The organism is Azospirillum cavernae (assembly GCF_003590795.1).
Taxonomy (GTDB): domain Bacteria; phylum Pseudomonadota; class Alphaproteobacteria; order Azospirillales; family Azospirillaceae; genus Azospirillum; species Azospirillum cavernae.
The window spans coordinates 2,316,471-2,342,705 of the sequence record NZ_QYUL01000001.1; the positions used below are offsets into that span (position 1 = coordinate 2,316,471).

Consider the following 26,235-nt stretch of genomic DNA (forward strand, 5'->3'; position numbering starts at 1 on the left):
CGGGAACTCCTTACTCAGCCGCCAGCGGCGCAGCGTTGCGGTAGGCCTGGATGCGCCGCTCGACTTCCGGGCGGAAGTGGCGGAACAGGCCCTGGATCGGCCACGCGGCGGCGTCGCCCAGCGCGCAGATGGTGTGACCTTCGACCTGCTTGGTGACTTGCAGCAGCAGGTCGATTTCCTCCATCCGGGCGTTGCCCGTCACCATCCGCTGCATGACGCGGCTCATCCAGCCGGTGCCTTCGCGGCACGGCGTGCATTGGCCGCAGGATTCATGCGCGTAGAAGCTCGACAGCCGGGCGATGGCCTTCACGATGTCGGTCGACTTGTCCATGACGATGACCGCCGCCGTGCCGAGGCCGGAGCGGACGTCGCGCAGCGAGTCGAAATCCATCAGAACGGTGTCGCAGATCTCTTTGGTCAGCACCGGAACCGAGGAGCCGCCGGGGATGATCGCCAGCAGATTGTCCCAACCGCCGCGCACGCCGCCAGCGTGACGCTCGATCAGCTCCTTCAGCGGGATGCCCATCTCTTCTTCGACGTTGCACGGCTTGTTGACGTGCCCGGAGATGCAGAAGAGCTTGGTGCCGGTGTTCTTCGGACGGCCAAGACCGGCGAACCAACCGGCGCCGCGCCGCAGAATGGTCGGAACCACCGCGATCGATTCGACGTTGTTCACCGTGGTCGGGCAGGAATAGAGACCGGCCTGGGCGGGGAACGGCGGCTTGTTGCGCGGCTGGCCTTTCTTGCCCTCGATGGACTCGATGAGCGCGGTTTCCTCGCCGCAGATGTAGGCGCCGGCGCCCCGGTGGATGAAGACGTCGTAGCTGTAGCCGGTGCCGCAGGCGTTCTTGCCGATCAACCCCGCCGCATACGCCTCGTCAATCGCGCGCTGGACGTTGGAGCTTTCGTTGTAGAACTCGCCACGGATGTAGATGTAGCAGGCGCTGGCCCCAATGGCGAAACCGGCGATCAGGCAGCCTTCGATCAGCTTGTGCGGATCGTGGCGCAGAATGTCGCGGTCCTTGCAGGTGCCAGGCTCGCCCTCGTCGGCGTTGATGACGAGATAGACGGGCTTGTCGGTCACGTTCTTCGGCATGAAGGACCACTTCATGCCGGTCGAGAAACCGGCGCCGCCGCGTCCGCGCAGGCCCGATTCCTTGACGTTGTCGATGATCCACTCGCGCCCATTCTGGAGAATGGCCGCCGTGTTGTCCCAGTCACCACGCTTGCGGGCCGCCTCAAGACCGAAGTCCTGGAAGCCGTAGAGGTTGGTGAAGATGCGGTCCTCGTCGCGAAGCATCGCGGTCTCCCCCCTCAGTCGTCAGCTTGCGTGGTGAAGGCCGCCAGGGTGGTCGGACCGCCGAGCGGCTCCGACGATTGGCGACCGATCTGCGACCCGGCCTTGGGCTTTTCACCGCGCTTGATCGCCTCGATCAACCCGTCGATGTGCTCCGGCGCGACGTCTTCGTAATAGTCGTCGCCGATCTGGACAACCGGCGCGTTGACGCAGGCGCCCGAGCATTCGACCTCGCCCAGCGTGAACTGGCCGTCCGCCGTGGTCTCGCCCAGCCCGACGCCCAGCTTCTTCTTGCAGGCGTGGACGATGTCGTCCGAACCGCGCAGCCAGCAGGGGGTCGTGGTGCAGACCTGGATGTGGTGCTTGCCGACCGGATTCTTGTTGTACATCGTGTAGAAGGTCGCCACCTCATACACGCGGATGCGCGGCATCCCCAGCAGGTCGGCCACAGCGTCCATGGCGACGCGGGGCAACCAGCCGCCATTTTGGCGTTGGGCGACGTCCAGCAGCGGCATGCAGGCGCTGGCCTGCTTGCCTTCCGGGTATTTGGCGATGATTCGCTTGGCCAGTTCCAGGTTTTCCTGGGTGAAGGCGAAGCTCGTCGGCTCGTGGCCGTGATCGGAAGCGGGCGCGCTCATCGATCGATCTCTCCGAAAACGATGTCCATGGACGCGATGTTGGCGACGGCGTCGGCCAGCATGTGACCCTTGGACATGAAGTCCAGGCCCTGAAGATGGGCGAATCCCGGCGCGCGGATCTTGCAGCGGTAGGGTTTGTTCGTGCCGTCGGACACCAGATACACGCCGAACTCGCCCTTGGGCGCTTCGATGGCGGTGTAGGTCTCGCCCGCCGGAACGTGGAAGCCTTCGGTGAAGAGCTTGAAGTGATGGATCAACGCTTCCATCGACCGCTTCATCTCGCCGCGCGGCGGTGGCGACACCTTGCGGTCCTCAATCTTGTAAGGACCGTCCGGCATCTCCTTGCAGCACTGGCGGATGATGCGCAGCGACTGGCGCATCTCTTCCATGCGCACCAGATAGCGCGCCCAGCAATCGCCCGTCAGCCCGACCGGAATGTCGAAGTCCATGCGGTCATAGACCTCATAGGGCTGCGACTTGCGCAGATCCCAGGCCACGCCGGAGCCGCGCAGCATCGGGCCGGTGAAGGCCCAATCAAGCGCCTGCTCCTTGGTGACGATGCCGATGTCGACGGTGCGCTGCTTGAAGATGCGGTTGTCGGTCAACAGATTGTCGACGTCTTCCATGAATTTCGGGAAATTCTCGGTGAACGCCCAAATATCCTCAAGCAGGCCATCCGGCAGGTCCCAGGCGACGCCGCCCGGACGGAAGTAATTGGCGTGCAGACGCGCGCCCGACACCCGCTCGTAAAACTCCATCAGCAGCTCGCGCTGCTCGAAACCCCACAGCGGCGGGGTGATGGCGCCGACGTCGATGGCGCCCATCGTGACCGCAAGAATGTGGTTCAGGATGCGGGTGATTTCGGAGAACAGCACGCGGATGTATTGCGCGCGCAGCGGCAGCTTGATCTGCAACAGATTCTCGATGCCGAGCACGAAGGCGTGCTCCATGCACATCGGGCTGACGTAATCGAGGCGGTCGAAATAGGGCGTCGCCTGGATGTAGGTCTTGTATTCGATCAGCTTTTCGGTGCCACGGTGCAGCAGGCCGATGTGCGGGTCGCAGCGCTCGACCACCTCGCCGTTCAGCTCCATCACCAGACGGAGCACGCCGTGGGCCGCCGGGTGCTGCGGCCCGAAATTCATCGTGTAGGGCTTGATCTGCGTCTTGGCGGCCGGGCCGCCAGGGCCAGCCACGACGACGCCGGTCGCCGTTTCGCTCGTCACGGTCGTCATGCTCACGGCTTCTTGCTCCCGTCCTGGAGGGCGGCTTTCTCGTCACCGGGCAGCATGACGTTGGTCATGCCTTCCCACGGGCTGAGGAAGTCGAAGCTGCGGAAATCCTGCGTCAGCCGCACCGGCTCGTAAACCACGCGCTTCTGGTCTTCGTCGTAGCGAACCTCGACGTAGCCGGTCAGCGGGAAGTCCTTGCGGAACGGATGCCCCTCGAACCCGTAATCGGTGAGGATGCGGCGCAGGTCCGGGTGGTTGTCGAAGAAAACGCCGAACATGTCCCAGGTCTCGCGCTCGAACCAGTTGGCCGCGCTGTAGATGGACACCGCCGACGGGACGGGCGTGTCCTCGTCGGTGGTCAACTTCACGCGCATGCGCCGGTTGTGCTTGTAGCTGAGGAGTTGATAGACCACCTCGAACCGCTCGACGCGATCCGGGTAATCCACCGCTGTGACGTCGGTCAACTGCTCGAACGAGCAGGCCGGATCGTCGCGCAACGCGGTCAGCACAGCGAGGATGGCGGCCCGCTTGACCGTCACCATCAGCTCGCCGAGCTTCACCTCAACCGTCAGGACATCGTCGCCGCATTTGGCGGCGATGACGTCCCCGAGTTCCTTCAACGCCTGTTCGGACATGGGCCGTACCCTGCCTTCTGACTGGTCTTAGCGAGCGATGCGGTTGCCGCGCCGGATCTTTTTCTGAAGCTGGAGGATGCCATAGACCAGGGCTTCCGCCGTCGGCGGGCAACCCGGAACATAGATGTCCACCGGCACGATCCGGTCGCAGCCGCGCACCACCGCGTAAGAGTAATGGTAGTAGCCGCCGCCGTTGGCGCAGGATCCCATCGAGATGACCCAGCGCGGTTCCGGCATCTGGTCATAGACCTTGCGCAGCGCGGGGGCCATCTTGTTGGTCAGCGTGCCGGCGACGATCATGCAATCGGACTGGCGCGGGCTGGGACGCGGAATCACGCCGAAGCGGTCCAGATCATACCGGCTCATGTAGGCGTGGATCATCTCCACCGCGCAGCAGGCCAGACCGAAGGTCATCGGCCACAGCGAGCCGGTGCGCGCCCAGGCCAACACATCCTCGTACTTGGCCAGCACATAACCCTTGTCCTGGATCTCGTCGGAGACGGCGCGGATGTACGCGTCCTGTTCCGGTCCGGGCGGAATTGGCGCCAGCGGCTTGGCGACCTCTACTCCCATTCCAGCGCTCCTTTTTTCCACTCGTAAATGAAGCCGATGGTCAGGATGCCCAGGAACAGCATCATCGACCAGAAGCCGAACAGCCCGATGTCGCCCAGCGCGATGGCCCAGGGGAACAGGAAGGCGACTTCCAGATCGAAAATGATGAACAGGATCGAGACCAGATAGAATCGAACATCGAACTTGGTGCGGGCGTCCTCGAACGGCTCGAAACCGCATTCGTAGGGGGAGACCTTTTCGGCGTCCGGGTTCTTCGGGCTGATGATGTAGGACGCGCCCACCATCACCACGGCCAGCGCGATACCGATCAGCAGAAACACCAGGATCGGAAGATACTCAATGATCAGCGGAGTCGACACCGCGTTCCTCCCATAAGCCCACAGCCACGGACGCCGTTCCAACCGCTTGATCGGTGGACGCGCGCGACGCGGCAGGAATGCCTTGGATTAGCCCATCAGACGGGCCGGAATATATGCCGAGAGTGAGAGCAAGGAAAGGGCTTTGAACGCTTCCCACAACGCAAAAGGGGCTGCTTGATTGCAGAATTACCCTTGGTAATACCACGCTTTACGCGCCGTTGAGGGAGAAAGAACGCAAATGCAAAAAGGCCCGCGAAACGCGGACCCTTTGAAAATTATTCGCAAGAGACTTTTAAATTTCAAAAGAGAGAATGGCGCGAGTGACGGGACTTGAACCCGCGGCCTCCGGCGTGACAGGCCGGCGCTCTAACCAACTGAGCTACACCCGCGCTGAGCGACTGTGGAATTCGGCTAACGCCTTGAGGCGCCTTCCGTTTTCCGAGGGCTTCGTGGCCCCGTCGTTCGGTGGGCGGTTTTTAGACGCCAACCCTTCCCCTGTCAATCACAAATTTGAAAAAATTTTAGACCCTTGTTTTTGCTCATCCTGCGGCAATCGGGCGCAAGGCCGTTCAAGACAGGCTGTGTTCGGCCCGGCGCAATTCGTCCAGCTTCTCGAACGCTTGGATCATGCCTTCGGACAGATCGCGATGGTCCACGGCGTCCGGGCCGCCGAATCGCGTCAAGGCGTCTTCCAGCGCGCGCGCCAAATGCTCGGCCACGTCCAGATGCCGTTGCTCCACCGCCAAATCCAGCGCGGCCAGGATGCGGTCTCCCAAGCGGCGTTCGTTCAAGGTCATGATCGTTTCCCCCAATCCCGGTTGTTTCGGCGTCACCGAAGACTATCAGAATCAGCTGTGGCGCGCCGGGGATTTGTGAATCGTGACGCGGCTTAACCGGCCTTGATCGAGCGCCGTCGGGGGGCTTTCGACCACATCCGGCGCGTGCCATACTGTGGGCATGCAACAGTCCCTCCCCGCCCCCGCCGCCCGTTTTCTGGGCGGCACACCCTGGCGATCCCTTGCCGTCGCGCTTTGTCTTGTGGCCGTCGCGCCCAGCCTGGCCAGCGCCGCCGCCAACGTGTCGGCGGGGCAAGCCGAAGCGAAGGAGGTCGCCAAATCGCAAGGGAATTGCACCCCCGCCAAGGTTGACGTCATGCGCTATGCCCCCGGACGGGAAGGAAGCACCGTGTTCAAGATCGGCTGTTCGGAAGACAAGGACGCCTTTGTCCTGGTCCAATGCCGCTCACGGATTTGCGCGCTGCTCCGATAGAGCCATTTAGGAGTTGTTAATCACGTTGGCGCGCAATGCGACGATTGGGGATGGAGTCGGCCTCCAGCGCAGGAAAGCCGCCACGCACGTCACGGATCGGGATGAGCAGAATGAAAACCGCAACGACGCGACGCGGCCCCCCCCCGGTCTGGATGGCGGTTTTGCTGGCGTCTTGGCTGGCGCAGAGCGGTTGCACCGCGACTCAGTTGACCGGCGCGGCGGTCGGCGTCGACGTGGTCAGCTTGAACACCACCAAAAAAACCATTGGCGATCATGTGGTGTCCGGCATCACCGGGCAGGATTGCTCGATCATCAACCTGACCGAGACGGGAACCTATTGCCCGGAAAAGCTCGTCGTTGACCGCTCGCGGCTCTATTGTTACCGGACCTTGGCCGATGTGGAATGCCACCACATCCCCGATCCCTACAAGAACGGCTACACCGCGCTCGCCAGCCCGCCGCCGGATCTCAAACCCGCCGCCCCAAAGGCCAAAGGCTGGTTTGACGATTGAGCCGGAGCGCGGCGTTCGCCGCGCCCATCAGCGGATTTTCTTGGCGACGAAAGCCTTGGCGATGGCCATCATCGCCTTTTCGTGATTGGGGCCGCCAGCGGCGGCGGGTCCCGTTGAGCGCTGCGCGTCGTCGACCGGAGCCGCTCCACGCGACGACGCCCCGCCATCCCCGTCTCCCGCCTCGCGCCCCAACTGGTTCAGCACATTTTCCAGCGCATCCCGGCTCAATCCCGAGGCCGACGGACGCGCGCCGCCCGCCGCCGCGCCCGACCGGGCGCGCGTGGGCGCGCTGGATTGTGGACGCGCCGCCCGCTCGATGGCGGCGGCGACAATGGCCTTTAAAAAGGGTTGCGCCATGCCGCGCAGCAAATCGGGATCGCTCGCCGCCCAACTCATCAGGATTTTTTGCGCCAGCGCCCGGCTGCCCTTCGACGCCAGGATCGCTTCGCGCACTTTGCCGTCAACGTAGGAATTGCTCATCGCCCGCGCGCCCTTGACACGACCGCGACCAAGACGCCGGGGCCGGGTTCGACTGTCGGTCCATATCGGTTAACAAAGTGTTGCGATGAACTAATCGTTGCCCATCGGCGCCCGCGCGGCGATAGTGGTGGGCATGCTGATCGAAACCTTCGCCGATCTGATTTGCCCCTGGTGCTACATCGGCAAGAACCGATTGGCCCGCGCGCTGGACTCGCGGCCCGGACTTCGCCCCGACATTCGTTGGCAGCCTTTCCAGCTCAACCCGGACATGCCGCCGGGCGGGATGGCGCGGTCCGACTATCTGGCGCTGAAGTTCGGCGGGCCGGAGCGGGCGCGGCAAATCCACCGGATGGTCGAGGACACCGCCGAACGCGATGGCTTGCCGCTGGCGCTCGACCGCATCCGCCGCACGCCCAACAGCTTTGACGCGCACCGGGCGATTCGCATCGCCGGGCGGCAAGGGCAGAGCAACGCCATGGCCGACGCGCTGTTCACCGCCTATTTCGTCCAAGGGTTGGACATCAGCGATCACGAGATTCTCGCCGCCACCGCCGCCGCCCTTGGGCTGGACGGGGCGGAGGTCAAACGCCTGCTCGCCACCGACGCCGAAAGCGCGACGGTTCAATCCGCCGACGCGCTCGCCCGTCAAATGGGCTTGCAGGCGGTCCCCTGCTACATCTTCAACCGGCGTTACGCGCTGTCGGGGGCGCAGGAACCGGCCAGCTTCCTGCCGCTGCTCGATCTTGGCGTGGATGACGCCGAGCATTTGTCTGTGGTCGGCGGCTGAAAAAGGCCGCCCTGCCCGCCCCTTACGCCCGCTTGTCCCAACCGCCGCGTTCGTTCTGCTGCCAATAGGTCAGGCCGTGGCCGGCGGCCTTGCAGGTTTTCCAACGGTCGCGCGCCGCCAGCACCGCGTCCTCGTCGTTGCCGTCAAACAGGTCGCACACCAGATCGAAGCCGTCCATCCGGTCGCTGACCGATCCATCGACCACCACCAGCACGGTGGCGTTGTTCGGATTTTCATCCTCCGCCGTCAGCCAGATCGGCTGTTTGTCGGCGAAGCCGTCACGGGCGGCGCCGTGCGGCAGGAACGAGTTGGGATCGTAGGTCCACAAAAGCTGATTGAGCGCGTCCACCCGCTCCGGCGAGGCCGCCAGCACCACGGCGCGCCAATTCCGCTCCAAAACCTTTTCCAGGATCTTGGGCAGCGCCTGTTCCAGCGTGCGGCGTTGCAGATGATAAAAGCGGACTTCGGTCATAGTGAAATGGTCGCGTTCTCGCTCGGTCAACGAAACGCCCCGCCGCCAGACTCACCGGCGGCGGGGCGATCCATCATCTCACGATCTCAGCCCCCGTGGAATCAGGCTTCGTGGAATCAGGCTTCGTGGAAATCAGCGACGAAGCGGTCGAGCAGACGCACGCCGAAGGCCGACGCGCCCTTCGGCACCGTGCCGCTGTCCTTCTTCGCCCAGGCCACGCCCGCGATGTCGATGTGCGCCCACGGCACATCGTTGACGAAACGCTTGAGGAACTGCGCGCCGACGATGCTGCCGGCCCCGCCGCCCGACCCGACATTCTTCATGTCGGCGGCGGGGGTTTCGATTTCCTTGTCGTAGGCGTCGTTCATCGGCAGGCGCCACACCGGCTGACCGACCTTCAGACCGGCGGCGGTCAGATTCTGCGCCAGCTCGTCGTTGTTGGCGAACAGCCCCGCGTGCTCATGACCCAGCGCGACGATGACCGCGCCGGTCAGGGTGGCGAGGTCGATCATCAGCTTGGGCTTGAAGACGTCCTGCGCGTACCACAGGCAATCGGCCAGCACCAGACGGCCTTCGGCGTCGGTGTTGATGACCTCGATGGTCTGGCCCGACAGCGAGGTGACGATGTCGCCGGGGCGCTGCGCCGTGCCGGACGGCATGTTTTCCACCAAACCGACGATGCCGACAGCGTTGACCTTGGCCTTGCGGGCGGCCAACGCGTGCATCGTGCCGATGACGGTCGCCGACCCGCCCATGTCCCACTTCATGTCCTCCATCCCGGCGGCGCCCTTGATGGAGATGCCCCCGGTGTCGAAGGTCACGCCCTTGCCGATGAAGGCCAGCGGGCGCTGGTCCTCGCCGTCGCCGTTGCCGTTGTAGCGCATGACGACGACGCGCGCCTCGCGCGCGCTGCCCTGGGCCACGCCCAACAGCGCGCCCATGCCGAGCTTGCGCAGCTTCTTCGGCTCCAGAATCTCGACCTCGACGCCCAGTTCCTCCAGCGCCTTGGTCCGGTCGGCGAGGCTTTCCGGGTAGATGACGTTCGCCGGTTCCGACACCAGATCGCGGGTGAAGAACACCGCGTCGGCCAGCGTATCGAGCTTGGCGAAGGCCTTCTTGGCCTCGTCCGCGCCGTCGGCCAGCAGCGTCAGCTTGCCCAGCGACGGCTTCGGCTCTTTCTTCTCGGCCTTTTTGTCGTTGGTCTTGTATTTGTCGAACTTGTAGGAGCGCAGACGCGCGCCAAAGGCGATTTCGGCGGCGGCGGCCGCGCCGGTCAGCGCCGCGCCCTCCGACAGATCGACCAGCACCGACGCCTCGTCGCCCGCCTTGTCCAGCGTGACGAACAGCGTGCCGCCGACCGATTGCAGGGTCAGATCGGTGATCTCCTCGGCCTTGCCGACGCCGACCAGCAACACGCGCTCCAGCTCGACCCCCGACGGGGCCAGCAGAGTCAGCGTCTCATCCTTCTTGCCGGTGAAGCGGGCGGCGGCCATGGCGCGGACGAGCGCGCCGCCGGTCTTCTGGTCAAGCTCCTGCCCGAGCGCGCCGAGGCTGCGGTCGGTGGCGACGGTGACGGCGAGGATGCCGGGCTTGCCCAGCGCCGACGACAAGGACGGCTTCGCGAAGGAGAACTTCATGTGGTCCTCTTGAATTGGCCCGACAACGCCGACGGCGCCCGGAAGGAAGACGGCGCCGACGGCGCCCGGAGGAAAATGGCGGGTGAAACCCTAACCCAGCGATAAAGGCCGCGCCACCCCGCCTGTCAAGGCCGGGGGCGGAGATTGGATTGGTTCTGCGCCGCCATGCCCCCTCCCCAGCCCTCCCCCGCTGCGCGGGAGAGGGAGCATGGGAAAGCAGGTGCCAGTCCCCTCTCCCGCGTTCGCGGGGGAGGGTTAGGGAGGGGGCAAACCGGAGCGCGGTTCAAACCACAAGCCGCTCAGGCGTCGGTCGCCGTCGCGATGTCTTGCGGATCGACCTCGCCCAGTTCGGCGCCGTCCAGATCGGCGACTTCAAACTCAGCGGCCTCCGCGTCATCCGCCGCCTCGTCCGTCGTCTCCGCCGCGACCTCTTCAGCCTTGCGGTCGAGGATGGCGGCGAAGAAGCCGTCGGTGTCGTGGCGGGCTGGGGTCAGGCGCAGATAAGGGCCATCGCAGGGAACGGGGCCATAGGCCTCTTCCGCCCACACGTCGGCCACCGGCTTGACGGTGAATTCCGGGTGGGTTTCCAGGAAATGGGCGATCTGCCCCTCATTCTCGTCAAACAGCATGGAGCAGGTGGCGTAGATCAACCGCCCGCCCGGCTTCACCAGCCGCGCGGCGCTGTCCAGAATGTTGGCCTGCAACGGCACCAGTTCGCTCAGGCCCGGCCCGAGTTGCCGCCAACGGCTGTCCGGGTTGCGCCGCCAGGTGCCGGTGCCGGAGCACGGCGCGTCCACCAGAACGCGGTCGAACTTGCGCTTGTGGCGCTTTACCCAGGGATCGCGCTCGCTGGTCAGCGGGTGCGCCTCGATGTTGTGCAGACCGGCGCGGCGGAACCGCTCGGCGGCGCGCTTCAGGCGACCGGCCAGCACGTCGCAGGCGACGACGCGGCCCTTGTTCTTCATCATGGCGGCGATGGCCAGCGTCTTGCCGCCCGCGCCCGCGCAGAAATCAACGACCTGATGGCCCGGCTTCGCGGCCACCGCCAGCGCGACGAGCTGCGAGCCTTCGTCCTGGATCTCGACCAGACCGTCCTTGAACGCGTCAACGCCGCCCAACGGCGGACGGCCCTTGACCCGCAGGCCAAACGGCGACCATTGCGTGACTTCGGCGACGATCTGCGCCTTGGCCAGCGCCTTGATGGCGCTCGCCTGGTTGGCCTTCAGCGGGTTGATGCGCAGGTCGAGCGGCGCGGCGTCGAGCAGCTTTTCCATCTCCACCGCGAAACGGTCGCCCAGCGAGGCGCGGATCGGACCCTCGGCCCAATCCGGGCATTCGACGCGCACCGCTTCCGGCATCTCGGGATGCTCCAGCGTGTGGGTGTCGAGCGCGCCGACCAGCGCCAATTCGTTTTCGGTCATGCGTTCGGGCGCGAATTTGCCGCCGCTGAACATCTCCAGCACGACGCCCGCGTTGCGGCGCTCTTCCAGCAGCGCGTAGGCCAGCGTGCGGGCGCGCGGCGTCGGGCGATGCCCGGCGCGCTCGATCCACCAGCTCAGCCGCGCGTGACGCCGCAGGATCGCGTAGGTGGTCTGCGCGACGTTGCTGCGGTCCTTCGAGCCAATGTAGCGACGGTTGCGAAAATACGCGCTCATCACCGCGTCGGCGGGGCGGGCGATGTCGTCGATCTCGGTCAACAGCTCGATGACCGCCTGAAGGCGGGCGGCGGGTGTCATGGTGGCGGAATCCTTCGGGGGGCAAATGCGGCGGACGCAAAACGGCGTCGGCCCACCCTGTCGATACCGCGTTTTGCGGTCGTTTGTCACGTCTTGCGCGCGACGGCGCTTGGCGGGGCTGTCATCGGAGGCCGTGACATCGGCGCGCGGGGACCGGAACCAGGGCAAACAGCCGTTGACGCTGCCGACGCCGCTCGGCACAAACGGGCCGGGGATGTGACTTTGGCGTGACAAGCCGGGACGCGCCCCAAGGACTTTGAAACAGCGCGTCTTGGGCAAGGGGTGGCGTGATGGCGGTTGCGGGCTGGATGACAGTGCGTCGAGTGATCGGGCGCGCGGTTGGGTTGGGCGCGGTCTTGGCCCTGGCGGCTTGCGCCGGAACCACGCCCATCGCCCACCTGCCGGGCGGCGGCAAACGGCCCTATGTCAGCCCTGAACAGATCGCCCCGGATTTCCGGGGGCTGGCCGGTTGGGGCGAGGACGATCACGCCGAAGCCCTGCCCGCCGTGCAGCGCACCTGCGGCTGGGTGAAAAGCCAACCACCGGGCAAGCCGTTGGGCGCGCACCGCGCCGCCGGAACCACCGACGATTGGCGCGCCATCTGCGCCGCCGCCAACCGCTTGGCCCCCAACGACCCGGAAGCCGCCCGCCTGTTTTTCGAGGCGAACTTCACCCCGGTGACGCTGGGCGCGGGGCAAGAGGGGCTGTTCACCGGCTATTACGAAAGCGAATTGCGCGGCAGTTGGACGCGCAGCGAGCGTTTCAACACCCCGCTCTACCGCAAGCCAAACCAAGGAAACCTGCCGTCGCGCGCGCGCATCACCAGCGGCGCGTTGAACGGCCGGGGCCTGGAACTCCTGTGGGTGGACGATCCCATCGACGCCTTTTTCCTGGAAATCCAGGGATCGGGCCGGGTGCGGATGACCGACGGCTCTTACGTTGGCCTCAGCTTTGGCGGGCAGAACGGCCACAGCTATTACCCGATTGGCCGCCACATCCTCGACCGGGGCGACGCCACGCCGGACCAGATGTCGCTGCAACTGATCCGCCGCTGGCTGAAGGAGCATCCGGGCGAGGCCAACGACGTGATGAACCTCAACCCCTCCTACGTCTTCTTCAAGCAGCGCACCGAAGGCGGACCGCGCGGCGCCCGCAACATGGAGCTGACGCCGGGCCGCAGTCTGGCGGTGGACGTCGAGCATGTGCCGTTGGGCGTGCCCCTGTGGCTGGAGGTGCGCGAGGCGCCGGTGCCGGGCGGCGGCTTCAAACGGCTGGTGCTGGCGCAGGACACCGGCGGCGCCATCAAGGGGGCGGTGCGCGGCGATCTGTTCTGGGGCGCCGGGACGGAGGCCGAAGAGGGTGCCGGAGTGATGAAGGCGCGCGGGCGCTTCACCATGCTCGCCCCGCGCAACGCGGCGTTCCAGACGGCGCAGGTCCCAACGAAGTAAATGCGGCTGGTCCGTCTGACCGATCTGGCCGACCAAGAATCGGCGTTGGACGCGCTGGAGGCGATCTTTTTCGCCTCCACCACCCGCACGGACTTCGCCAACGCGGCGGAGCGCGCCGCCTTTCTGGCGACCTGGACCGGCTGGTTCGTCGCCCACGCCCCCGCCGATCTGTGGTTCGCGGTGGCGGAGGACGGGACCATCACCGGCTATCTGACCGGCTGCAAGGACAGCGCCGGGGCGACGCCGCTCGACCGGACCATCCCGAAATACGAGGTCTTCGCCGATCATTTCGCCGCCTACCCGGCGCATTTCCACGTCAATGTCCGGCCCGGCTGGCGCGACCGGGGAATCGGGCGTCTGTTGGTGGACCGCTTCGCCGAGGATTGCCGGGCCGACGGCTTGCCCGGCCTGCACCTCGTCACCGGGATCTTCGCCCGCAACATCGCCTTCTACCAGCGCGCCGGATTCACCGACGCCCTGCAACGCGGCCCGCTGCTGTTTTTGGGGCGGCGGCTGTGCTAACACGACCATAGAAGCTTTGGCGTCGCTTTCCCCCTCCCTACCCCTCCCCCGCTTCGCGGGAGAGGGAACTCCGCTGAACGCCGACAAAGCCGACAAAGCTCAAGGCCCCCTCTCCCGCGCAGCGGGGGAGGGTTGGGGAGGGGGCCATCCCGCCAACTGCCCGCCCGAAAGCCCGCCGCATGACCCGCCCGCCCCTGCTCATCGAAAGCCCGCAGAACCCGCAATTCAAGCTGTGGGAATCGGCGTTGGACGGGCGCGGGTTGAAGAAGAACGGCAAATTCCTGCTGGCCGGGCTGAAAACGGTGCCGGAGGCGCTGCGCCAGCGCCCCGACCGTTTCGAACGGCTGCTGTTCACCGATCCCGCCCAGATCGCCGGGTGGCCGCTGCCGGCGGGGGTCGAGCCGGTGCAACTGGCCCCCGCCCTGTTCCGGGCGCTGGACGTGTCGGGAACCGGCTTCCCGCTGCTGGTCGGCAATGTGCCGCGTTTCCCGATGATCGACCTGAGCCAGCCGCCGCAGGGGTTGGAACTGCTGTGCGCGTTGGGCGATCCCAGCAATCTGGGGGCGTTGCTGCGCAGCGCGGCGGCCTTCGGCGCGTCGCGCGTCGTGTTGCTGGAGGGCGCCGCGCACCCCTTCCACCCGAAATGCCTGCGGGCGGCGTCCAACGCGCAATTCTCGCTGACCCTGCTGCGCGGCCCGCGCTGGGCCGAGGTCAACGCGGCGGCGGGGCCGCTCTACGCGCTCGACGGCGGCGGAACCGACCTGACCCGCTTCGATTGGCCGACCGATCTGCGGCTGATTTTGGGGGAGGAAGGCCAAGGCGTCCCGGCGGACTGCCCGGCGGTTCGCCTGTCGGTGCCGACCACGGGCAATGTGGAGTCGCTCAACGCCACCGTGGCCGTCAGCGTCGCCTTGTTCGCGCGGTTCGCGGCGCTGCGATAAAAAGAAAATCCCTCCCCCGCGCGAGCGGGAGAGGGAGACGCAAACCATCAGCCTCGCGCCCAATCACCCCTGACGGTAGTTGGGCGACTCATTGGTGATGGTGATGTCGTGGACGTGGCTTTCGCGCAGGCCCGCGTTGGTGATGCGGACGAACTGGCACTTCTCGCGCATCTCGGCGATGGAGGCGCTGCCGGTGTAGCCCATGGCGGCGCGCAGGCCGCCGACCAACTGGTGGATCACCGCCGACACCGGCCCCTTGTAAGGAACGCGGCCTTCGACGCCTTCCGGCACCAGCTTCATGGTCGAAACCTCCTGCTGGAAGTAGCGATCCGCCGAGCCGCGCGCCATCGCGCCGACCGATCCCATGCCGCGATAGCTCTTGTAGGAGCGGCCCTGGAACAGGATGACCTCGCCGGGGCTTTCGTCGGTGCCCGCGAACAGGCTGCCCAGCATGGCGACGCTGGCGCCGCCCGCGATGGCCTTGGCCAGATCGCCCGAATATTTGATGCCGCCGTCGGCGATCACCGGAATGCCCTGCTTCTCGCACTCCTCCACCACGTCCATGACGGCGGTGAGCTGCGGCACGCCGACGCCCGCGATGATGCGGGTGGTGCAGATCGACCCCGGCCCGATGCCGACCTTGACGGCGTCGGCGCCCGCGTCGATCAACGCCTTGGCGGCTTCCGCCGTGGCGACGTTGCCCGCGATGACCTGGGTGTAGTTGGACATGGCGCGCGCGGCGCGCACCTGCTCCAGAACCTTCAGCGAATGGCCGTGCGCGGTGTCCACCACCAGCACGTCCACGCCCGCGTCGAACAGAGCCTCGGCGCGGGCCAGACCGTCGTTGCCGGTGCCGGTGGCGGCGGCGACGCGCAGACGGCCACGGGCGTCCTTGCAGGCGTTCGGGTGGGCTTGCGCCTTTTCAATGTCCTTGACGGTCAACAGGCCGATGCAGCGGTAATCCTCGTCCACCACCAGCAGCTTTTCGATGCGGTGTTGGTGGAGCAGGCGCTTGCCCTCGTCCTGGCTGACGCCCTCGCGCACCGTGACCAGATCCTTGGTCATCAGCTCGCTGATCGGCTGGCGGGGGTCGTCGGCGAACCGCACGTCGCGGTTGGTCAGCATGCCGACCAGCTTGCCGACGCCGCGCGCGTCGCGGCTTTCGACCACCGGAATGCCGGAAATCTTGTGGTGGGCCATCAGGTCCAGCGCGTCGGACAGCATCGCGTCCGGCGTGATGGTGATCGGGTTGACCACCATGCCCGATTCGTACCGTTTGACCTTGCGGACCTCTTCGGCCTGCTGTTCAATGGTCAGGTTGCGGTGGATGACGCCAAGACCACCGGCCTGCGCCATGGCGATGGCGAGGTTGCTTTCCGTGACCGTGTCCATCGCGGACGAGATCAGCGGGATGCCCAGTTCGATGGTCTTGGTCAACCTTGTCCGGGTGTCCACATCGTTCGGCAGGACGGAGCTTTCGGCTGGAACCAAAAGGACGTCGTCGAAGGTCAGGGCTTCGCGAATTTTCGTGACGCGCGCCATGGTGTGGATCTCCCGCAAGAAAAACGTGGCGCACTATACACAAGCCCATGGGCTTGTGAAGCCGTGCGCACACTGCATCTGTTATGCAAAGGCGTAACGCGGCTCAGCGCGCGTCGCGGCCCTCATCCTGGTCATCGTCCCCGCCCTGGTCCCGGTGATCGCTGGTCTTGACGCCCCGGAAGCCGGTGGCGACCACATAGGTTTCCGAGGATTCGGCCCGGCTGGCCGCCGGTTTGGCGTGCTTGACCACGGCGAAGGCCTTCTTCATCCGGTCGAGCAGATCGCGTTCCGCCCCGCCCTGGAACAGCTTGGCGACGAACACGCCGCCCGGCGCCAGAACCTCTTCGGCGAAGTCATAGGCCGCTTCGGCCAGACCGGCGATGCGCAGATGGTCGGTCTGCTGGTGGCCGGTGGTGGGGGCCGCCATGTCGCTCAACACGATGTCGGCGGGACCGCCCAGCGCCTCTTTCAACCGAACCGAGGCGCTTTCCTCCAGAAAATCGGCCTGCATGGTGACGGCGCCGGGGACGGCGTCCATCGGCAGGATGTCCAGCCCGACGACCTTCCAGCCCTCTTTGCTGGTTTGCACCTTCTCCACCGCGATCTGCGTCCAGCCGCCAGGCGCGGCCCCCAGATCGACCACCCGCATGCCGGGCGCGAGGAAATGGAACTTCTCGTCAAGCTGCAACAGCTTGAAGGCCGCGCGCGAGCGATAGCCGCGCTTCGTCGCCTCGACCACATAGGGGTCGTTGAGGTGACGCTCCAGCCAACGCTTGGAGGATTCCGACCGTTTGCCCGCCGTCTTGACACGCACCGTGGCTTGGCGCCCACCCGGACGCGACGACGGAGTCTTTTGCACCATAATGCTTCACTGCCCTTGGTTACTCGCCGGTGGCCCCGATCAGGTCCACCAGAATGCCTTCGCGCAAACCACGGTCGGCGATGCGCAGACGCTCGACCGGCCAGACGTCGCACAGCGCGTCCAGCACGGCGCAGCCCGCCACCACCAGATCGGCGCGGTCATAGCCGATGCAGGGATGACGCGCCCGGCCGTCAAAGTCCAGCCCGACGAGATGTTCGATCACCGTGCGGGCGTGGTCGATGCGCAGATAGCTGCCGTCCACCGCCCGCCGGTCGTAACGCCCCAGCCCCAGATGCACCCCGGCCAGCGTCGTCACCGTGCCGGACGTGCCGAGCATCTGCACCTGCCCGGCGGCGACGCGGTCCTGGATGCGGTTGCGCGCCTCGAACGGGGCGATGGCGTCGGCCACCGCGTCGATCATGCGGTTGTACATGGCGGGGGTGACGTCCGGCCCGCCGAACTCTTCGGTCAGGCCGATGACGCCGCAGCGGATGGAGATTTGATCGAGGATGCGCGGCGGCCGCCCGTTTTCCAGCGCCAGCCACATCAATTCGGTCGATCCGCCGCCAATGTCGAACACCAGCGCGTAGGGAGGGCTGCGCTCCAGCAAAGAGGCGCAACCGGCCAGCGCCAGACGCCCTTCCTCTTGGCTGGAGATGATTTCCAGGGCGATGCCGGTTTCCCGCTCCACCGCCGCGACGAATTCCGGGCAATTGACGGCGCGCCGACAGGCCTCGGTCCCCACCGCGCGGGCGGAGGTGACGCCGCGCCGCTCGATCTTCGATCCGCAAACCCGCAACGCGGCGATGGTGCGCTCCATCGCCGGATCGGACAGCCGGTCGTTGCGGCTCAGCCCCTCGCCCAAACGCACGATGCGGGAAAAGGCGTCGATGACGCGAAAGCCGCCGCCGGGGGCCGATTTGGCGATCAGCAGACGGCAATTGTTGGTGCCGAGATCCAGCGCGGCGAAAACCGGACGCAGCAGCGCGGGCGAACGCAACCGTCCGGTGTCGCTCTGCCGCTCGCTGTGCACCTGAAGATCCACGAACCCCGTCCCGCCGCGCGTAAAGAGCGGAGCATAACCCGGATTGCGGTCCGGCGGGAACCCCCCATCCGGGATTTGCTCCCGGATGAAAGGAAACCGCCCTTTGGTCCGGGCCGGTTACTTGCCGGTGATGAAGGGACAGGCGCTTTTTTCCAACGGCAAAAAGGCCTCCGCCGCCGGAATGCTGCGGACCTGGGTGTAATAGTCCCACGGGGCCTTGCTCTCCGCCGGGCTTTTCACCTGATAGAGCGACAGGTCATACAGGACACGGCCATCCTTGCGGACGCTGCCCGGCGTGCCGAAATAATCGGTCGGCATCGCCTTCATCGCCGCCGTCACCGGCTCCGCTTCCGTCCCGCCCGCCTGCTGAACCGCCTTCAGCCAGTGGGTGGTCGCCAGATAGGTGTTCGCCTGCTCCTTGCTGGGCATTTTGCCGTGACGGTCAAAGAAGCGCTTGGACCAGGCCCGCGTCTTGTCGTTCTGGTCCCAATAGAAGCCTTCGGTCACATACAGCCCCTTGGCCAACTCCAGACCCAGCGAATGGACGTCGGTGATGAAGACGATGTAGCCAACCATGCGTTGACCACCGGCGATCAGGCCGAACTCGCCCGCCTGCTTGATCGCGCCGATGGTGTCGGCCCCGACGTTGGCCAGCGCCACCACCTTCGCCCCGCTGCCCTGGGCGTTCAGCAGGTAGGATCCGAAATCGCTGGTCCCGATGGGGTGTTTGACCCCGCCCAGCACCGTCCCGCCCGCCGCCTTGATCGCCTCGGTCGCCGCCTTTTCCATCGCCGTTCCAAAGGCGAAATCAGCGGTGATGAAGTACCAGGACGTGCCGCCCGCCTGCACCACCGCGCGGGTCGCGCCCACCGCCAGCGACGCCGTGTCGTCCGCCCAATGGATGGTGTAGGGCGAGCATTGACTGTTGGTCAGCTCCGTCGTGGTCGCGGCGCTTATCATCAGCACCTTTTTCTTTTCACGCGCCACCGCCTGGACCGCCAGCGCCACCGACGACACCGGGATGTCCGTCACCATGTCCACGCCATCCACGTCGAACCAGCGGCGGACGATGTTCGACGCGACGTCCGGCTTGTTCTGCATGTCGGCGGCGATCACCTCGATGGGGCGGTCCAGCACCTTGCCGCCGAAATCCTCCACCGCCATTTGGGTCGCCAGCGTCGCTCCCTTGCCGCCGATGTCCGACGCGAACCCCGCCTCGTCCACCAGAACGCCGATCTTGACCGGCTTGACGCCCTGCCCCCAGGCCATGGTCGCGGTGGTCGCCAGCAACGCCGCCGCCAGGGCGAAGGGCCGTATTGAAACGCTCAAGGCTTCCTCCCATAGGATTTTTTTGGTCACAGGATTTTTTGGTCTTGCGCTGTCCGACCGCCGACGCCCGACCCGCGACATGATGGATTTATGAAACTATCAGCGATCACGAACAGTATCGTATGAAACCTTATCGCTGTCGAGCGTGTTCAACGCCCCGGCTTTCGGGCATGAGCGGCGGCGAAGGGTTGACCGCACGCAAAAAGAAACCCCCGCGACGATGGCGGGGGTTTCCGAAACGGATATGGGACATCCGCTGAACGATCACCAATCGGGCCAAAAACCCCGATCAGTCGAAGGTGCCTTGAAGATTGCGTGTTGAAAACATCGACTTCATCAAGTAAGCGCCGGTGGAGTCATGATCTTACTCACCCTCCCTGGTTTCGGGATCACCATCAATCTCAAGACAGGATGCTTGAGAGACGTCAAGAACGCGAAAGCCGTTTTCTTCACCTCGACGATTACTGTAAGACAAAGACTGCGCCTGTTCCGAAAGACTGTCAAGCCGGTGTTGGCGCTTCTTTTGAAGATTTTTGACAACAAGCCAAAGACAACAAAAAGAAACCCCCGCACAATCGGCGGGGGTTTCTGTTGCGGGCATCCGTAGCCCACATGTCGGTCGCCATCAGGCGAAATAATTCCAAATTGTCAGGGCCGAACAGATCGGCATGTTCAAGTAAGCGTCGGTGGAGTCATGATCTTACTCACCCTCCCTGGCTTCGGTTTGAACGATGGACACCCAAGACGGACCGCTTGAGAGACGTCAGAACCCCGGAAACCGTTTCAATCACCTCAGCGATTACTGTAAGACGGAGCCTGCTCCTGTCTGGCTGGACTGTCAAGAGCCTGTGTGGCGACAAAAACGCTCTCAATCGCCCCTCAGTTGGGCGCCCCTCAGTTGGACGCCCCGCAGTTGGGCGGTGCGCCACGTCAGGGTGGCGCTGACGGCGAAGGCCCCGACGGTCAAGGCCAGACACCACAGCAACAGGCCGAACGCCCCGCCGTCGCGTTGGATCGCCAGCCCCAGGGCCGCCGCCGCGCACACCGCGCCGGACAGGCGCAACCGCTGGACCGTGCGGCGCAATGGGCCGTTGCGCCGGTCCACCAGATCGCGCCAATGGCGATCCAGCGTCATCGCCAACGCCGCGCACCCCAGATAGAGCAGCGCGAACACCGCCAGCAGCGTCAACGCGTCACGCATGTTTGGCCTCCTCCACACCAACCCGGCCTTTCGCCGGGCGACCAAGCCGCAACGCGGCGGCGAACGCCAGCGCGGCGGTCAGCAACAGAACCGAATCCACCCCAAACACCGCCATCTTGCCATCGGCCAGAGCCTGAAACGGGTGATCGCCCGTCGTCAGCCCGTTCAGCGCCACGCAGGCGACGGCCAGCCCCGCCGCCGCGCCGGTCTGGCTCCGCCAGGGCGGCCCCCCGGCGCTGCGCGCGCCCGCATGAATGGCGCTGGCGATCCAAACCCCGAAAAACACCGCGACCTCCATCATCGCGCGCGACGGCGCGTCAGCGGGCAGCGCGCGGTTGGCCGCCATCATCGCCAGCGTGGCGAGCAGCAACCCGACCGTGGTGGCGCAGGACATCGCCGCGACCACCCGCCAGCCGACCCCGGCGCGGACTCCATGGGCGGCCCGTCGCTTCTCCAGCCAACACAGCAGCCCGCTGCCGATCAGGGCGCAGCCCGACAGGCCAAGCAGGAAATACAGCCACCGCAACGACCAATGATGAAACGCCACGATGTGCAGGCCCGAAAGAAAGCGTTGCGCCGCCACCACCGGCCCCAGCGGCGCGTGCTTCACCACCGCCCCGGTCACGCCGTCGAAGACCACCGGCTCGTTGTTCAGGCTGATGCGGTCCTCCGTGCTGCGGCTGACCCGCACATAGGCGGCGGCGTCGCCCGGATGGAGAACCTGGACGTAACCGACCTTGCCGCCGCCCCAAAGCCGCCGCGCCTCCGCCACCATCGGGTCCAGCGGGGCGAGCGGCGCCGCCGCCCCGGCGCGCGGGCGGTCGAAGCCGCCGATGGCGTCGTTGTAAAAGCCCTCGATCCCGCCGCCATACAGCGCGTTCACCCCCGACGGCAGCACGATGGGCGCGATGATGACGACGCCGGTGAAAGAGATCATCAGATGGAAGGGCAGCGCCAACACCCCGGTCAGATTGTGCAAATCCAGCACCGACCGCCGGGTCTGCCCCCAGGACCGGAAGGTGAAGAAATCCTTGAAGATCCGCGCGTGGATGATGACGCCCGAAATCAACCCGACCAGCATCGCCACCGTGGCGAAGGACACGATCCAGATGCCGATGAAGCCCATCCGCAGATGCAGGCTGTAATGCAGCGGGTAGAAGAAGGAGGAGGCGCCGAGCGTGCCGACCGGCGGCAGCATCGCGCCATCGGCGCTGGCGACCCCGTCAATGACGCCGCCCTCCGCCCGCAGCCGCAGAGTCAGAACGGGATTGCGCTCCTCCGGCAGCCGCACGAACCAGCCTTGGACGGTTCGCCCGGCGGACAGGCGGTCCACCAGTGGGCGCACCGCCTGATCGAGCGACACCGGCCCCTCCGGCGCCGCCAGCCGGGTGGACGGCATCATCCAGCGGTCGATTTCCGGCGCGAAGACCGACAGCGATCCCATGAAAAAAATCACCATCAGCATGCCGCCCAGCGTCACCCCGGCCCAGGTGTGCGGCCACAGCATCGCCAGACGCAGCGCCGGTTTGATGAACGGCGTTTTCTTCATGGCGCCGCCGTCCGCATCAAGCCGCCCAACAGCGTCAAGGCCGCGCCGCCGCCGCCCAGCGCCAGCCACCCCACCGCCGCGCGGGGAACGGCGAAGGCCCACAGGGAGGCCAGCGGCAGGACCAGCAACCCGATCAGGCTGGCCAGCATCACCGCGTCCGCCGGAGACAGGCCCGACCACACGCCCAACGGCGCGCCGAACGCGGCCAGCCCCCAGGCGAGGCCATAAGCGCCGAAGATCGCCGCCGTCGCCCGCGCCGCCATCCTCATCCGGCCCCTGTCGCCGCCCCGGCTCACAGCTTGGCCCGCAGGGTCAGCATCACCGAACGCGGATCGCCATAGATGTTGCCGGATTGCGGCGTGCCGACGCGCTGGTAATAGACCTTGTCGAACAGGTTCTTGACGTTGACCGCCGCCGTCACCTTCGGGGTCAGGTCATAGGCGACGCGCGCGTCCAATGTGGCGTAGCCCCCTTGCGTCAGCCGGGCGCCGCCCAGCGTGGGGAACTCGTTGTACATCGCCGTTTGCGCGTTGACTCCCGCCCCCACACTCAGCCGGTCGTCGATGGTTTCCGGCAGACGGTAGCTCGCCCACAGTTTCGCCTGATGGGTTGGGGCGATGGCGGTGAAGGCGCTGGCGGCGTTGGCGCTGCTGTCCAACGCCTTGGCGCGGGTGAAGGTGTAACCGGCGAACAGGTCCAGGCCGGGCAGGACGGTTCCCGAGACGTCAAGCTCCAGGCCCCGGCTCTGCGCCTTGCCCGAGGCCAGATAGATGGACTGGTTGGGGTAACGCGGATCCGACTGGGGCCGATTCTCCTCGACAATGTGGAAGAGGGAGGCGGTGGCGTGCAGCGCGCCGCCGAAGAGATCCGCCTTCACCCCCGCCTCATACTGACGCCCCTTCAGCGGCTGCAAAATCTTGCCGGAGGCGTCGACGTAGGATTGCGGCTCGAACACTTGCGAGACGCTGGCGTACAGGGCGTAGACGCTGTTCACGTCATAGACCAGCCCGGCGTAGGGCGTGACCTTGCCCGTGATCGACGCGCTGGTTTGGGCGGTTCCGACGGGAATGTCGGTGTCCACCCGCGTGTCCCACCAATTGACCCGACCGCCGACGATCAAGCGCAGCGGTTCGGCCAGACGGAAGCGCAGCACGCCATAGCCACCCCAACTGTCCGTGCTGGTGGTGGCGTCGCGTTGCCAATTGGCCCAGGCGGGTTCCGCCGCCGTCGAGACGGGAGCGAAGATGTTCTGCGTCGCCGACCAGGTTGTCGATGGGTTGGCCGAGCGGGCGCGGAAGACCGTGCGTTCGTAATTGGCGCCGACCGCCGCCTCGTGGGTTTGCCCGAACAGGGCGAAGGGGCCGGTGGCCGACAGATCGACGCCGGTCTGCTGTTGGTCGTACCGGACCTTTTGGGCGTAGAGCGTCGTCCGGTTGACGCCCGGCGTGACCGGGGAATAGGCGTAGGCCATCACCCGGTCCATCTGGTTGTCGATGTGATGGGCCGCCAGCGTCATGGACCAGCCGCTGCCGCCGAAACGGTGTTGAAGATCGCCAAAACCTCCTTTCGTGGTGAAGACGTCGCGATTCCACTCCTCCCCCAGCGAGGTCGAGCGGGGAAGATTCAGCAAGCTCAACTGCGTCTTGCCATTGACCGTGCTGACGGCGCCCGGCAGGTTCCAGGCCCCCTTGTAGCTCATGCGCTGATACCAGGCCCCCGCCGTCAGGGTGGTGTCGGGCGTCAGATCGGCGGCGAGGCTGCCATAGCCCATGGCCCGCTCTTGGGTGGTCCAATCCTGGAAGCCGTTGCGGTCCTGATAGGCGCCGACGAAACGCCCGCGCAGGCTGCCGGACTCGTTGAGCGGGCCGGTGACGTCCCCCTCCCCCCGGTAATTCGCCCAGCTTCCGGCGGACAGTTCGCCATAGCCTTCCAGCGTCTTTTTCGGGGTTTTGCGGACGATGTTGACCGCGCCGCCCGGCCCGCCCATGCCGTTGAGCAGCCCCGCCGGTCCCTTCAGCACCTCGACCCGCTCGAACATCGCCAGATCGGGCGGCACGAAAATACGGTCGTCCAGCGTCGTCGGCACGCCGTCATACTGAAGGTTGGTGATCTCGAAGCCACGGGCGTAGAAATTCAGACGGTTGCCGTCGATCGGCTCCACCGTCACGCCCGGAGTCTGGCGCAGCGCGTCTTCGAGGGTGAGCAGCTTTTGCTCCTCGATCCGCTGGCGGGTGACGCTGGTCACGGTCTGCGGCACTTCGCGCGGGGCCAGCGGCAGTTTGGAGCCGACGGCGGTGGCCGGGTTGGCGTCGTTCACCGGCTTGGCGTTGACGTCGATGGCGGGCAAGGTCAGCGCGTCGGGCGTGGACGCCGTTTGCGCCAGGGCGGCGACCGGCAGCAACAGCCCGATCAACGCCACCGAGCCAAACATGCGGCCTCGCCGCCCCGCGCTGGTCCGATCCCCGCTCTTCCGCGTCACGCTCACCATCCCCCAAGCCCCTTTCCGTCAGTCCGTCTTCGACCTCCCTCCAACCCCAAGAGAGAGACGATATGCAAATAAGAGTTATTATCATTTTATGGCCCGGATCGGCATGATGCGTCGATCCGGGCCAGGCGTGCTCCCCGGCCTCCTTTTATTGATAACGATTCTTATTTGCAAGTCATATGAACACACGCGCGTCATCAAAATGACGGCGGCGGACTCACACCGGCGTGGCGGCGGCGTCGGGGGGCTTGGTCGCGGCGTGGCGCTTGACCAGACTGTCCATCTCCTTGGCCCAGCCGCTGTAATTGCGGTGATACTCGGCCAAGGCTGGATCATCGCGGGTCCGTTCGGCCAGCGCGTGGAGCAGCGGCGCCTGGGACGCCGCCAGCGCCGCCGCGTCGGGCCGCCGGGTGGCGGTGAGGAAGGAGGACAGGTTGGTGACGAGGTTGCCGCCGGTCGGCTTCGCCGCCAGCGTGGCGAGGCTGTCGAGGACCCAGGGCATGTATTTCAGGACATAGGCGGCGTAGATCCGCATCACCGGGGCCTGTTCGATCAAATCGGCGCGCTCGCGGTCGAAGTCGCCCGGATCGACGATGGCGTGGTCGCGGTACACCTCCGGCGCCGCCGCCGAGGTGTCGCACTCCCACCCCTTGCGCGGGACCAACAGATCGGCTTGGTCCTTTTCCTCGCGGTAGGGGTAGAAGGGCATGGTCCGGCAGCGCGACGGCTTGTCGGCGTGGATGCCGCACAAACGATCCGGCCCCAGTTCCGGGCAGGGGTAGGAGGGCGGCAGATAGGCGGTCGGCGCGATCAAGACCGCCACACTCTTGCGGTTGGGCAAGCGCACCGTCGTTCCCAAACGCCCGGTCAGGTCAAAGGACTTCGCCCCCGACCGCACCGGCGTCCACACCAGCGCCAAGGGAAAGCGCCCGGCGTGGGCAATCGCGTCCTTCAGGGTCAGCGGCAACCAGCCATGGCAGCATTTGCCGCAAGCGGTGCAGGAAAAGCGCGGGGCCATGGCGGTTCTCGGCGGCGGCGGTTGCGGTCAAAAGGCGTGGGTCAAGAGCAGGGCAATCGCTCAAACTGTCAAACATTGCGAAAGCCCTTCTCCCGCAAGGGGAGAGGGGCTTTTTCCGATGTCCTATCGTGCGAGCGATTGCCCTGGGGTCAGGCGCCGCAGCAGGTTTTGAACTTCTTGCCGGACCCGCAGGGGCACGGCTCGTTGCGCCCGACCTTGACGACCCGGCGGGGCGGATCCTTCGGGTTGACCACGCCGCTGACATAGAGCCAGGCCCCATCCACGCGGCGGAAGCTGGCCCGTTCATGGTGGCGCATCTCCTGCCCGTCGCGGCGGAAGCGGATGAGGAATTCGACGGTGGCGTCGTCGCCCTCCTCCGCCGTCTTCAGGATCTCCAGACGCTCCCACGCGCATTCGTCGGCAACCCGTTCGGCCTCGGCGCGGTTGAAATCGTCGCGGACCTCCGGCGCGTGGGTGCGCTCGACATGGTCCAGATCATGGCGGACGAAGGCGGTGTAGCGCGAGCGCATCACCGCTTCAGCGGTCAATCCCGGCGCGCCGCCCAGCAACGGGCCACAACAATCCTCATAAGCGCGGGCGGAGCCGCAAGGGCAATCGGTCATGGAACGGAAAATCCTCAAGAAGCGCGAACATATCCGCCGCACT

The 26,235-nt window shown here is 65.9% G+C and carries 27 protein-coding genes and 1 tRNA gene; 6 read left to right on the forward strand and 22 right to left on the reverse strand.

Annotated features, from left to right (window positions below):
• Nucleotides 1-10: 10 nt before the first annotated feature.
• The 8 genes from nuoF to D3877_RS10785 all read right to left on the reverse strand — a co-directional run bounded on the left by nuoF (nucleotide 11) and on the right by D3877_RS10785 (nucleotide 5,531).
• Nucleotides 11-1,300 (reverse strand): NADH-quinone oxidoreductase subunit NuoF, encoded by a 1,290-nt coding sequence (gene nuoF / locus D3877_RS10750; protein WP_119830572.1) that lies wholly within the window; start codon nucleotides 1,298-1,300, stop codon nucleotides 11-13.
• Between the two features lie 14 nt (nucleotides 1,301-1,314).
• A complete protein-coding gene (gene nuoE / locus D3877_RS10755; protein WP_119830573.1) occupies nucleotides 1,315-1,935 on the reverse strand; it encodes an NADH-quinone oxidoreductase subunit NuoE in 621 nt (206 codons plus the stop codon).
• Nucleotides 1,932-3,080 carry an NADH-quinone oxidoreductase subunit D gene (locus D3877_RS10760; RefSeq protein ID WP_238474856.1) on the reverse strand — a complete coding sequence of 383 codons (1,149 nt, stop codon included), beginning with the start codon at nucleotides 3,078-3,080 and terminating at the stop codon, nucleotides 1,932-1,934. The genes nuoE and D3877_RS10760 overlap by 4 nt, the downstream gene beginning before the upstream one ends.
• 92 nt (nucleotides 3,081-3,172) lie before the next feature.
• Complete coding sequence (locus D3877_RS10765; RefSeq protein ID WP_119830575.1) at nucleotides 3,173-3,802, reverse strand: NADH-quinone oxidoreductase subunit C; 630 nt, start codon at nucleotides 3,800-3,802, stop codon at nucleotides 3,173-3,175.
• Nucleotides 3,803-3,829: 27 nt separating this feature from the next.
• Nucleotides 3,830-4,375 carry a NuoB/complex I 20 kDa subunit family protein gene (locus D3877_RS10770; RefSeq protein WP_199720739.1) on the reverse strand — a complete coding sequence of 182 codons (546 nt, stop codon included), beginning with the start codon at nucleotides 4,373-4,375 and terminating at the stop codon, nucleotides 3,830-3,832.
• Nucleotides 4,366-4,734, reverse strand: coding sequence for an NADH-quinone oxidoreductase subunit A (locus D3877_RS10775; RefSeq protein ID WP_119830577.1), 369 nt, complete (start codon nucleotides 4,732-4,734; stop codon nucleotides 4,366-4,368). Before D3877_RS10775 ends, D3877_RS10770 begins: the two co-directional genes overlap by 10 nt.
• 312 nt (nucleotides 4,735-5,046) lie before the next feature.
• Nucleotides 5,047-5,123: transfer RNA gene (locus D3877_RS10780), tRNA-Asp, on the reverse strand.
• A 180-nt stretch (nucleotides 5,124-5,303) separates the two neighbouring features.
• Entirely contained in the window at nucleotides 5,304-5,531 is a 228-nt protein-coding gene (locus D3877_RS10785; protein ID WP_119830578.1) for a hypothetical protein, read from the reverse strand.
• A 160-nt stretch (nucleotides 5,532-5,691) separates the two neighbouring features.
• Between D3877_RS10785 and D3877_RS10790 the strand changes: the two genes are divergently transcribed.
• Nucleotides 5,692-6,003 carry a hypothetical protein gene (locus D3877_RS10790; RefSeq protein ID WP_238474821.1) on the forward strand — a complete coding sequence of 104 codons (312 nt, stop codon included), beginning with the start codon at nucleotides 5,692-5,694 and terminating at the stop codon, nucleotides 6,001-6,003.
• 110 nt (nucleotides 6,004-6,113) lie between these two features.
• The gene (locus D3877_RS10795; protein WP_238474822.1) at nucleotides 6,114-6,515 is read left to right on the forward strand and encodes a hypothetical protein; all 402 of its coding nucleotides are present in this window, start codon (nucleotides 6,114-6,116) and stop codon (nucleotides 6,513-6,515) included.
• A 27-nt stretch (nucleotides 6,516-6,542) separates the two neighbouring features.
• Here the strand turns inward: D3877_RS10795 and D3877_RS10800 are convergent, their stop codons facing one another.
• A complete protein-coding gene (locus tag D3877_RS10800; protein WP_119830581.1) occupies nucleotides 6,543-6,995 on the reverse strand; it encodes a hypothetical protein in 453 nt (150 codons plus the stop codon).
• Between the two features lie 133 nt (nucleotides 6,996-7,128).
• Here D3877_RS10800 and D3877_RS10805 point away from each other — a divergent pair, with 133 nt between their 5' ends.
• Nucleotides 7,129-7,782: a DsbA family oxidoreductase gene (locus D3877_RS10805; protein WP_119830582.1), complete on the forward strand. Its 654-nt coding sequence runs from the start codon at nucleotides 7,129-7,131 to the stop codon at nucleotides 7,780-7,782.
• 22 nt (nucleotides 7,783-7,804) lie between these two features.
• Here the strand turns inward: D3877_RS10805 and D3877_RS10810 are convergent, their stop codons facing one another.
• From D3877_RS10810 to D3877_RS10820, 3 genes are all read right to left on the reverse strand, one after another.
• Entirely contained in the window at nucleotides 7,805-8,254 is a 450-nt protein-coding gene (locus tag D3877_RS10810) for a DNA polymerase III subunit chi (RefSeq protein ID WP_119830583.1), read from the reverse strand.
• Nucleotides 8,255-8,370: 116 nt separating this feature from the next.
• Complete coding sequence (locus D3877_RS10815) at nucleotides 8,371-9,891, reverse strand: leucyl aminopeptidase (protein WP_119830584.1); 1,521 nt, start codon at nucleotides 9,889-9,891, stop codon at nucleotides 8,371-8,373.
• A 299-nt stretch (nucleotides 9,892-10,190) separates the two neighbouring features.
• Nucleotides 10,191-11,627, reverse strand: a complete 1,437-nt coding sequence (locus D3877_RS10820) for an RsmB/NOP family class I SAM-dependent RNA methyltransferase (RefSeq protein ID WP_119830921.1) — start codon at nucleotides 11,625-11,627, stop codon at nucleotides 10,191-10,193.
• 308 nt (nucleotides 11,628-11,935) lie between these two features.
• Here D3877_RS10820 and mltA point away from each other — a divergent pair, with 308 nt between their 5' ends.
• The 3 genes from mltA to D3877_RS10835 all read left to right on the forward strand — a co-directional run bounded on the left by mltA (nucleotide 11,936) and on the right by D3877_RS10835 (nucleotide 14,538).
• A complete protein-coding gene (mltA, locus tag D3877_RS10825; RefSeq protein ID WP_238474823.1) occupies nucleotides 11,936-13,075 on the forward strand; it encodes a murein transglycosylase A in 1,140 nt (379 codons plus the stop codon).
• The gene (locus tag D3877_RS10830) at nucleotides 13,076-13,597 is read left to right on the forward strand and encodes a GNAT family N-acetyltransferase (protein WP_119830586.1); all 522 of its coding nucleotides are present in this window, start codon (nucleotides 13,076-13,078) and stop codon (nucleotides 13,595-13,597) included.
• Between the two features lie 179 nt (nucleotides 13,598-13,776).
• Entirely contained in the window at nucleotides 13,777-14,538 is a 762-nt protein-coding gene (locus tag D3877_RS10835) for a TrmH family RNA methyltransferase (protein WP_119830587.1), read from the forward strand.
• Between the two features lie 63 nt (nucleotides 14,539-14,601).
• On the opposite strand, the gene guaB is transcribed toward D3877_RS10835, so the two are convergent.
• The 10 genes from guaB to D3877_RS10885 form a co-directional block, all read right to left on the reverse strand.
• Complete coding sequence (guaB, locus tag D3877_RS10840) at nucleotides 14,602-16,080, reverse strand: IMP dehydrogenase (RefSeq protein ID WP_119830588.1); 1,479 nt, start codon at nucleotides 16,078-16,080, stop codon at nucleotides 14,602-14,604.
• A gap of 103 nt (nucleotides 16,081-16,183) precedes the next feature.
• Nucleotides 16,184-16,942, reverse strand: a complete 759-nt coding sequence (locus D3877_RS10845; protein ID WP_119830589.1) for an RlmE family RNA methyltransferase — start codon at nucleotides 16,940-16,942, stop codon at nucleotides 16,184-16,186.
• A gap of 19 nt (nucleotides 16,943-16,961) precedes the next feature.
• Nucleotides 16,962-17,987: a Ppx/GppA phosphatase family protein gene (locus tag D3877_RS10850; protein ID WP_119830590.1), complete on the reverse strand. Its 1,026-nt coding sequence runs from the start codon at nucleotides 17,985-17,987 to the stop codon at nucleotides 16,962-16,964.
• 117 nt (nucleotides 17,988-18,104) lie between these two features.
• The gene (locus D3877_RS10855) at nucleotides 18,105-19,316 is read right to left on the reverse strand and encodes an ABC transporter substrate-binding protein (protein ID WP_238474824.1); all 1,212 of its coding nucleotides are present in this window, start codon (nucleotides 19,314-19,316) and stop codon (nucleotides 18,105-18,107) included.
• Nucleotides 19,317-20,184: 868 nt separating this feature from the next.
• Nucleotides 20,185-20,517, reverse strand: coding sequence for a DUF3325 domain-containing protein (locus tag D3877_RS10860; RefSeq protein WP_119830591.1), 333 nt, complete (start codon nucleotides 20,515-20,517; stop codon nucleotides 20,185-20,187).
• A complete protein-coding gene (locus D3877_RS10865) occupies nucleotides 20,510-22,066 on the reverse strand; it encodes a PepSY-associated TM helix domain-containing protein (RefSeq protein WP_119830592.1) in 1,557 nt (518 codons plus the stop codon). The genes D3877_RS10860 and D3877_RS10865 overlap by 8 nt, the downstream gene beginning before the upstream one ends.
• Nucleotides 22,063-22,329 (reverse strand): hypothetical protein, encoded by a 267-nt coding sequence (locus tag D3877_RS10870; RefSeq protein ID WP_119830593.1) that lies wholly within the window; start codon nucleotides 22,327-22,329, stop codon nucleotides 22,063-22,065. The genes D3877_RS10865 and D3877_RS10870 overlap by 4 nt, the downstream gene beginning before the upstream one ends.
• Before the next feature lie 29 nt (nucleotides 22,330-22,358).
• Nucleotides 22,359-24,497: a TonB-dependent siderophore receptor gene (locus tag D3877_RS10875; RefSeq protein ID WP_158599867.1), complete on the reverse strand. Its 2,139-nt coding sequence runs from the start codon at nucleotides 24,495-24,497 to the stop codon at nucleotides 22,359-22,361.
• 271 nt (nucleotides 24,498-24,768) lie between these two features.
• A complete protein-coding gene (locus tag D3877_RS10880) occupies nucleotides 24,769-25,569 on the reverse strand; it encodes a YkgJ family cysteine cluster protein (protein ID WP_119830595.1) in 801 nt (266 codons plus the stop codon).
• A gap of 149 nt (nucleotides 25,570-25,718) precedes the next feature.
• Nucleotides 25,719-26,192, reverse strand: a complete 474-nt coding sequence (locus D3877_RS10885; protein WP_119830923.1) for a YchJ family protein — start codon at nucleotides 26,190-26,192, stop codon at nucleotides 25,719-25,721.
• Between the last annotated feature and the right edge of the window lie 43 nt (nucleotides 26,193-26,235).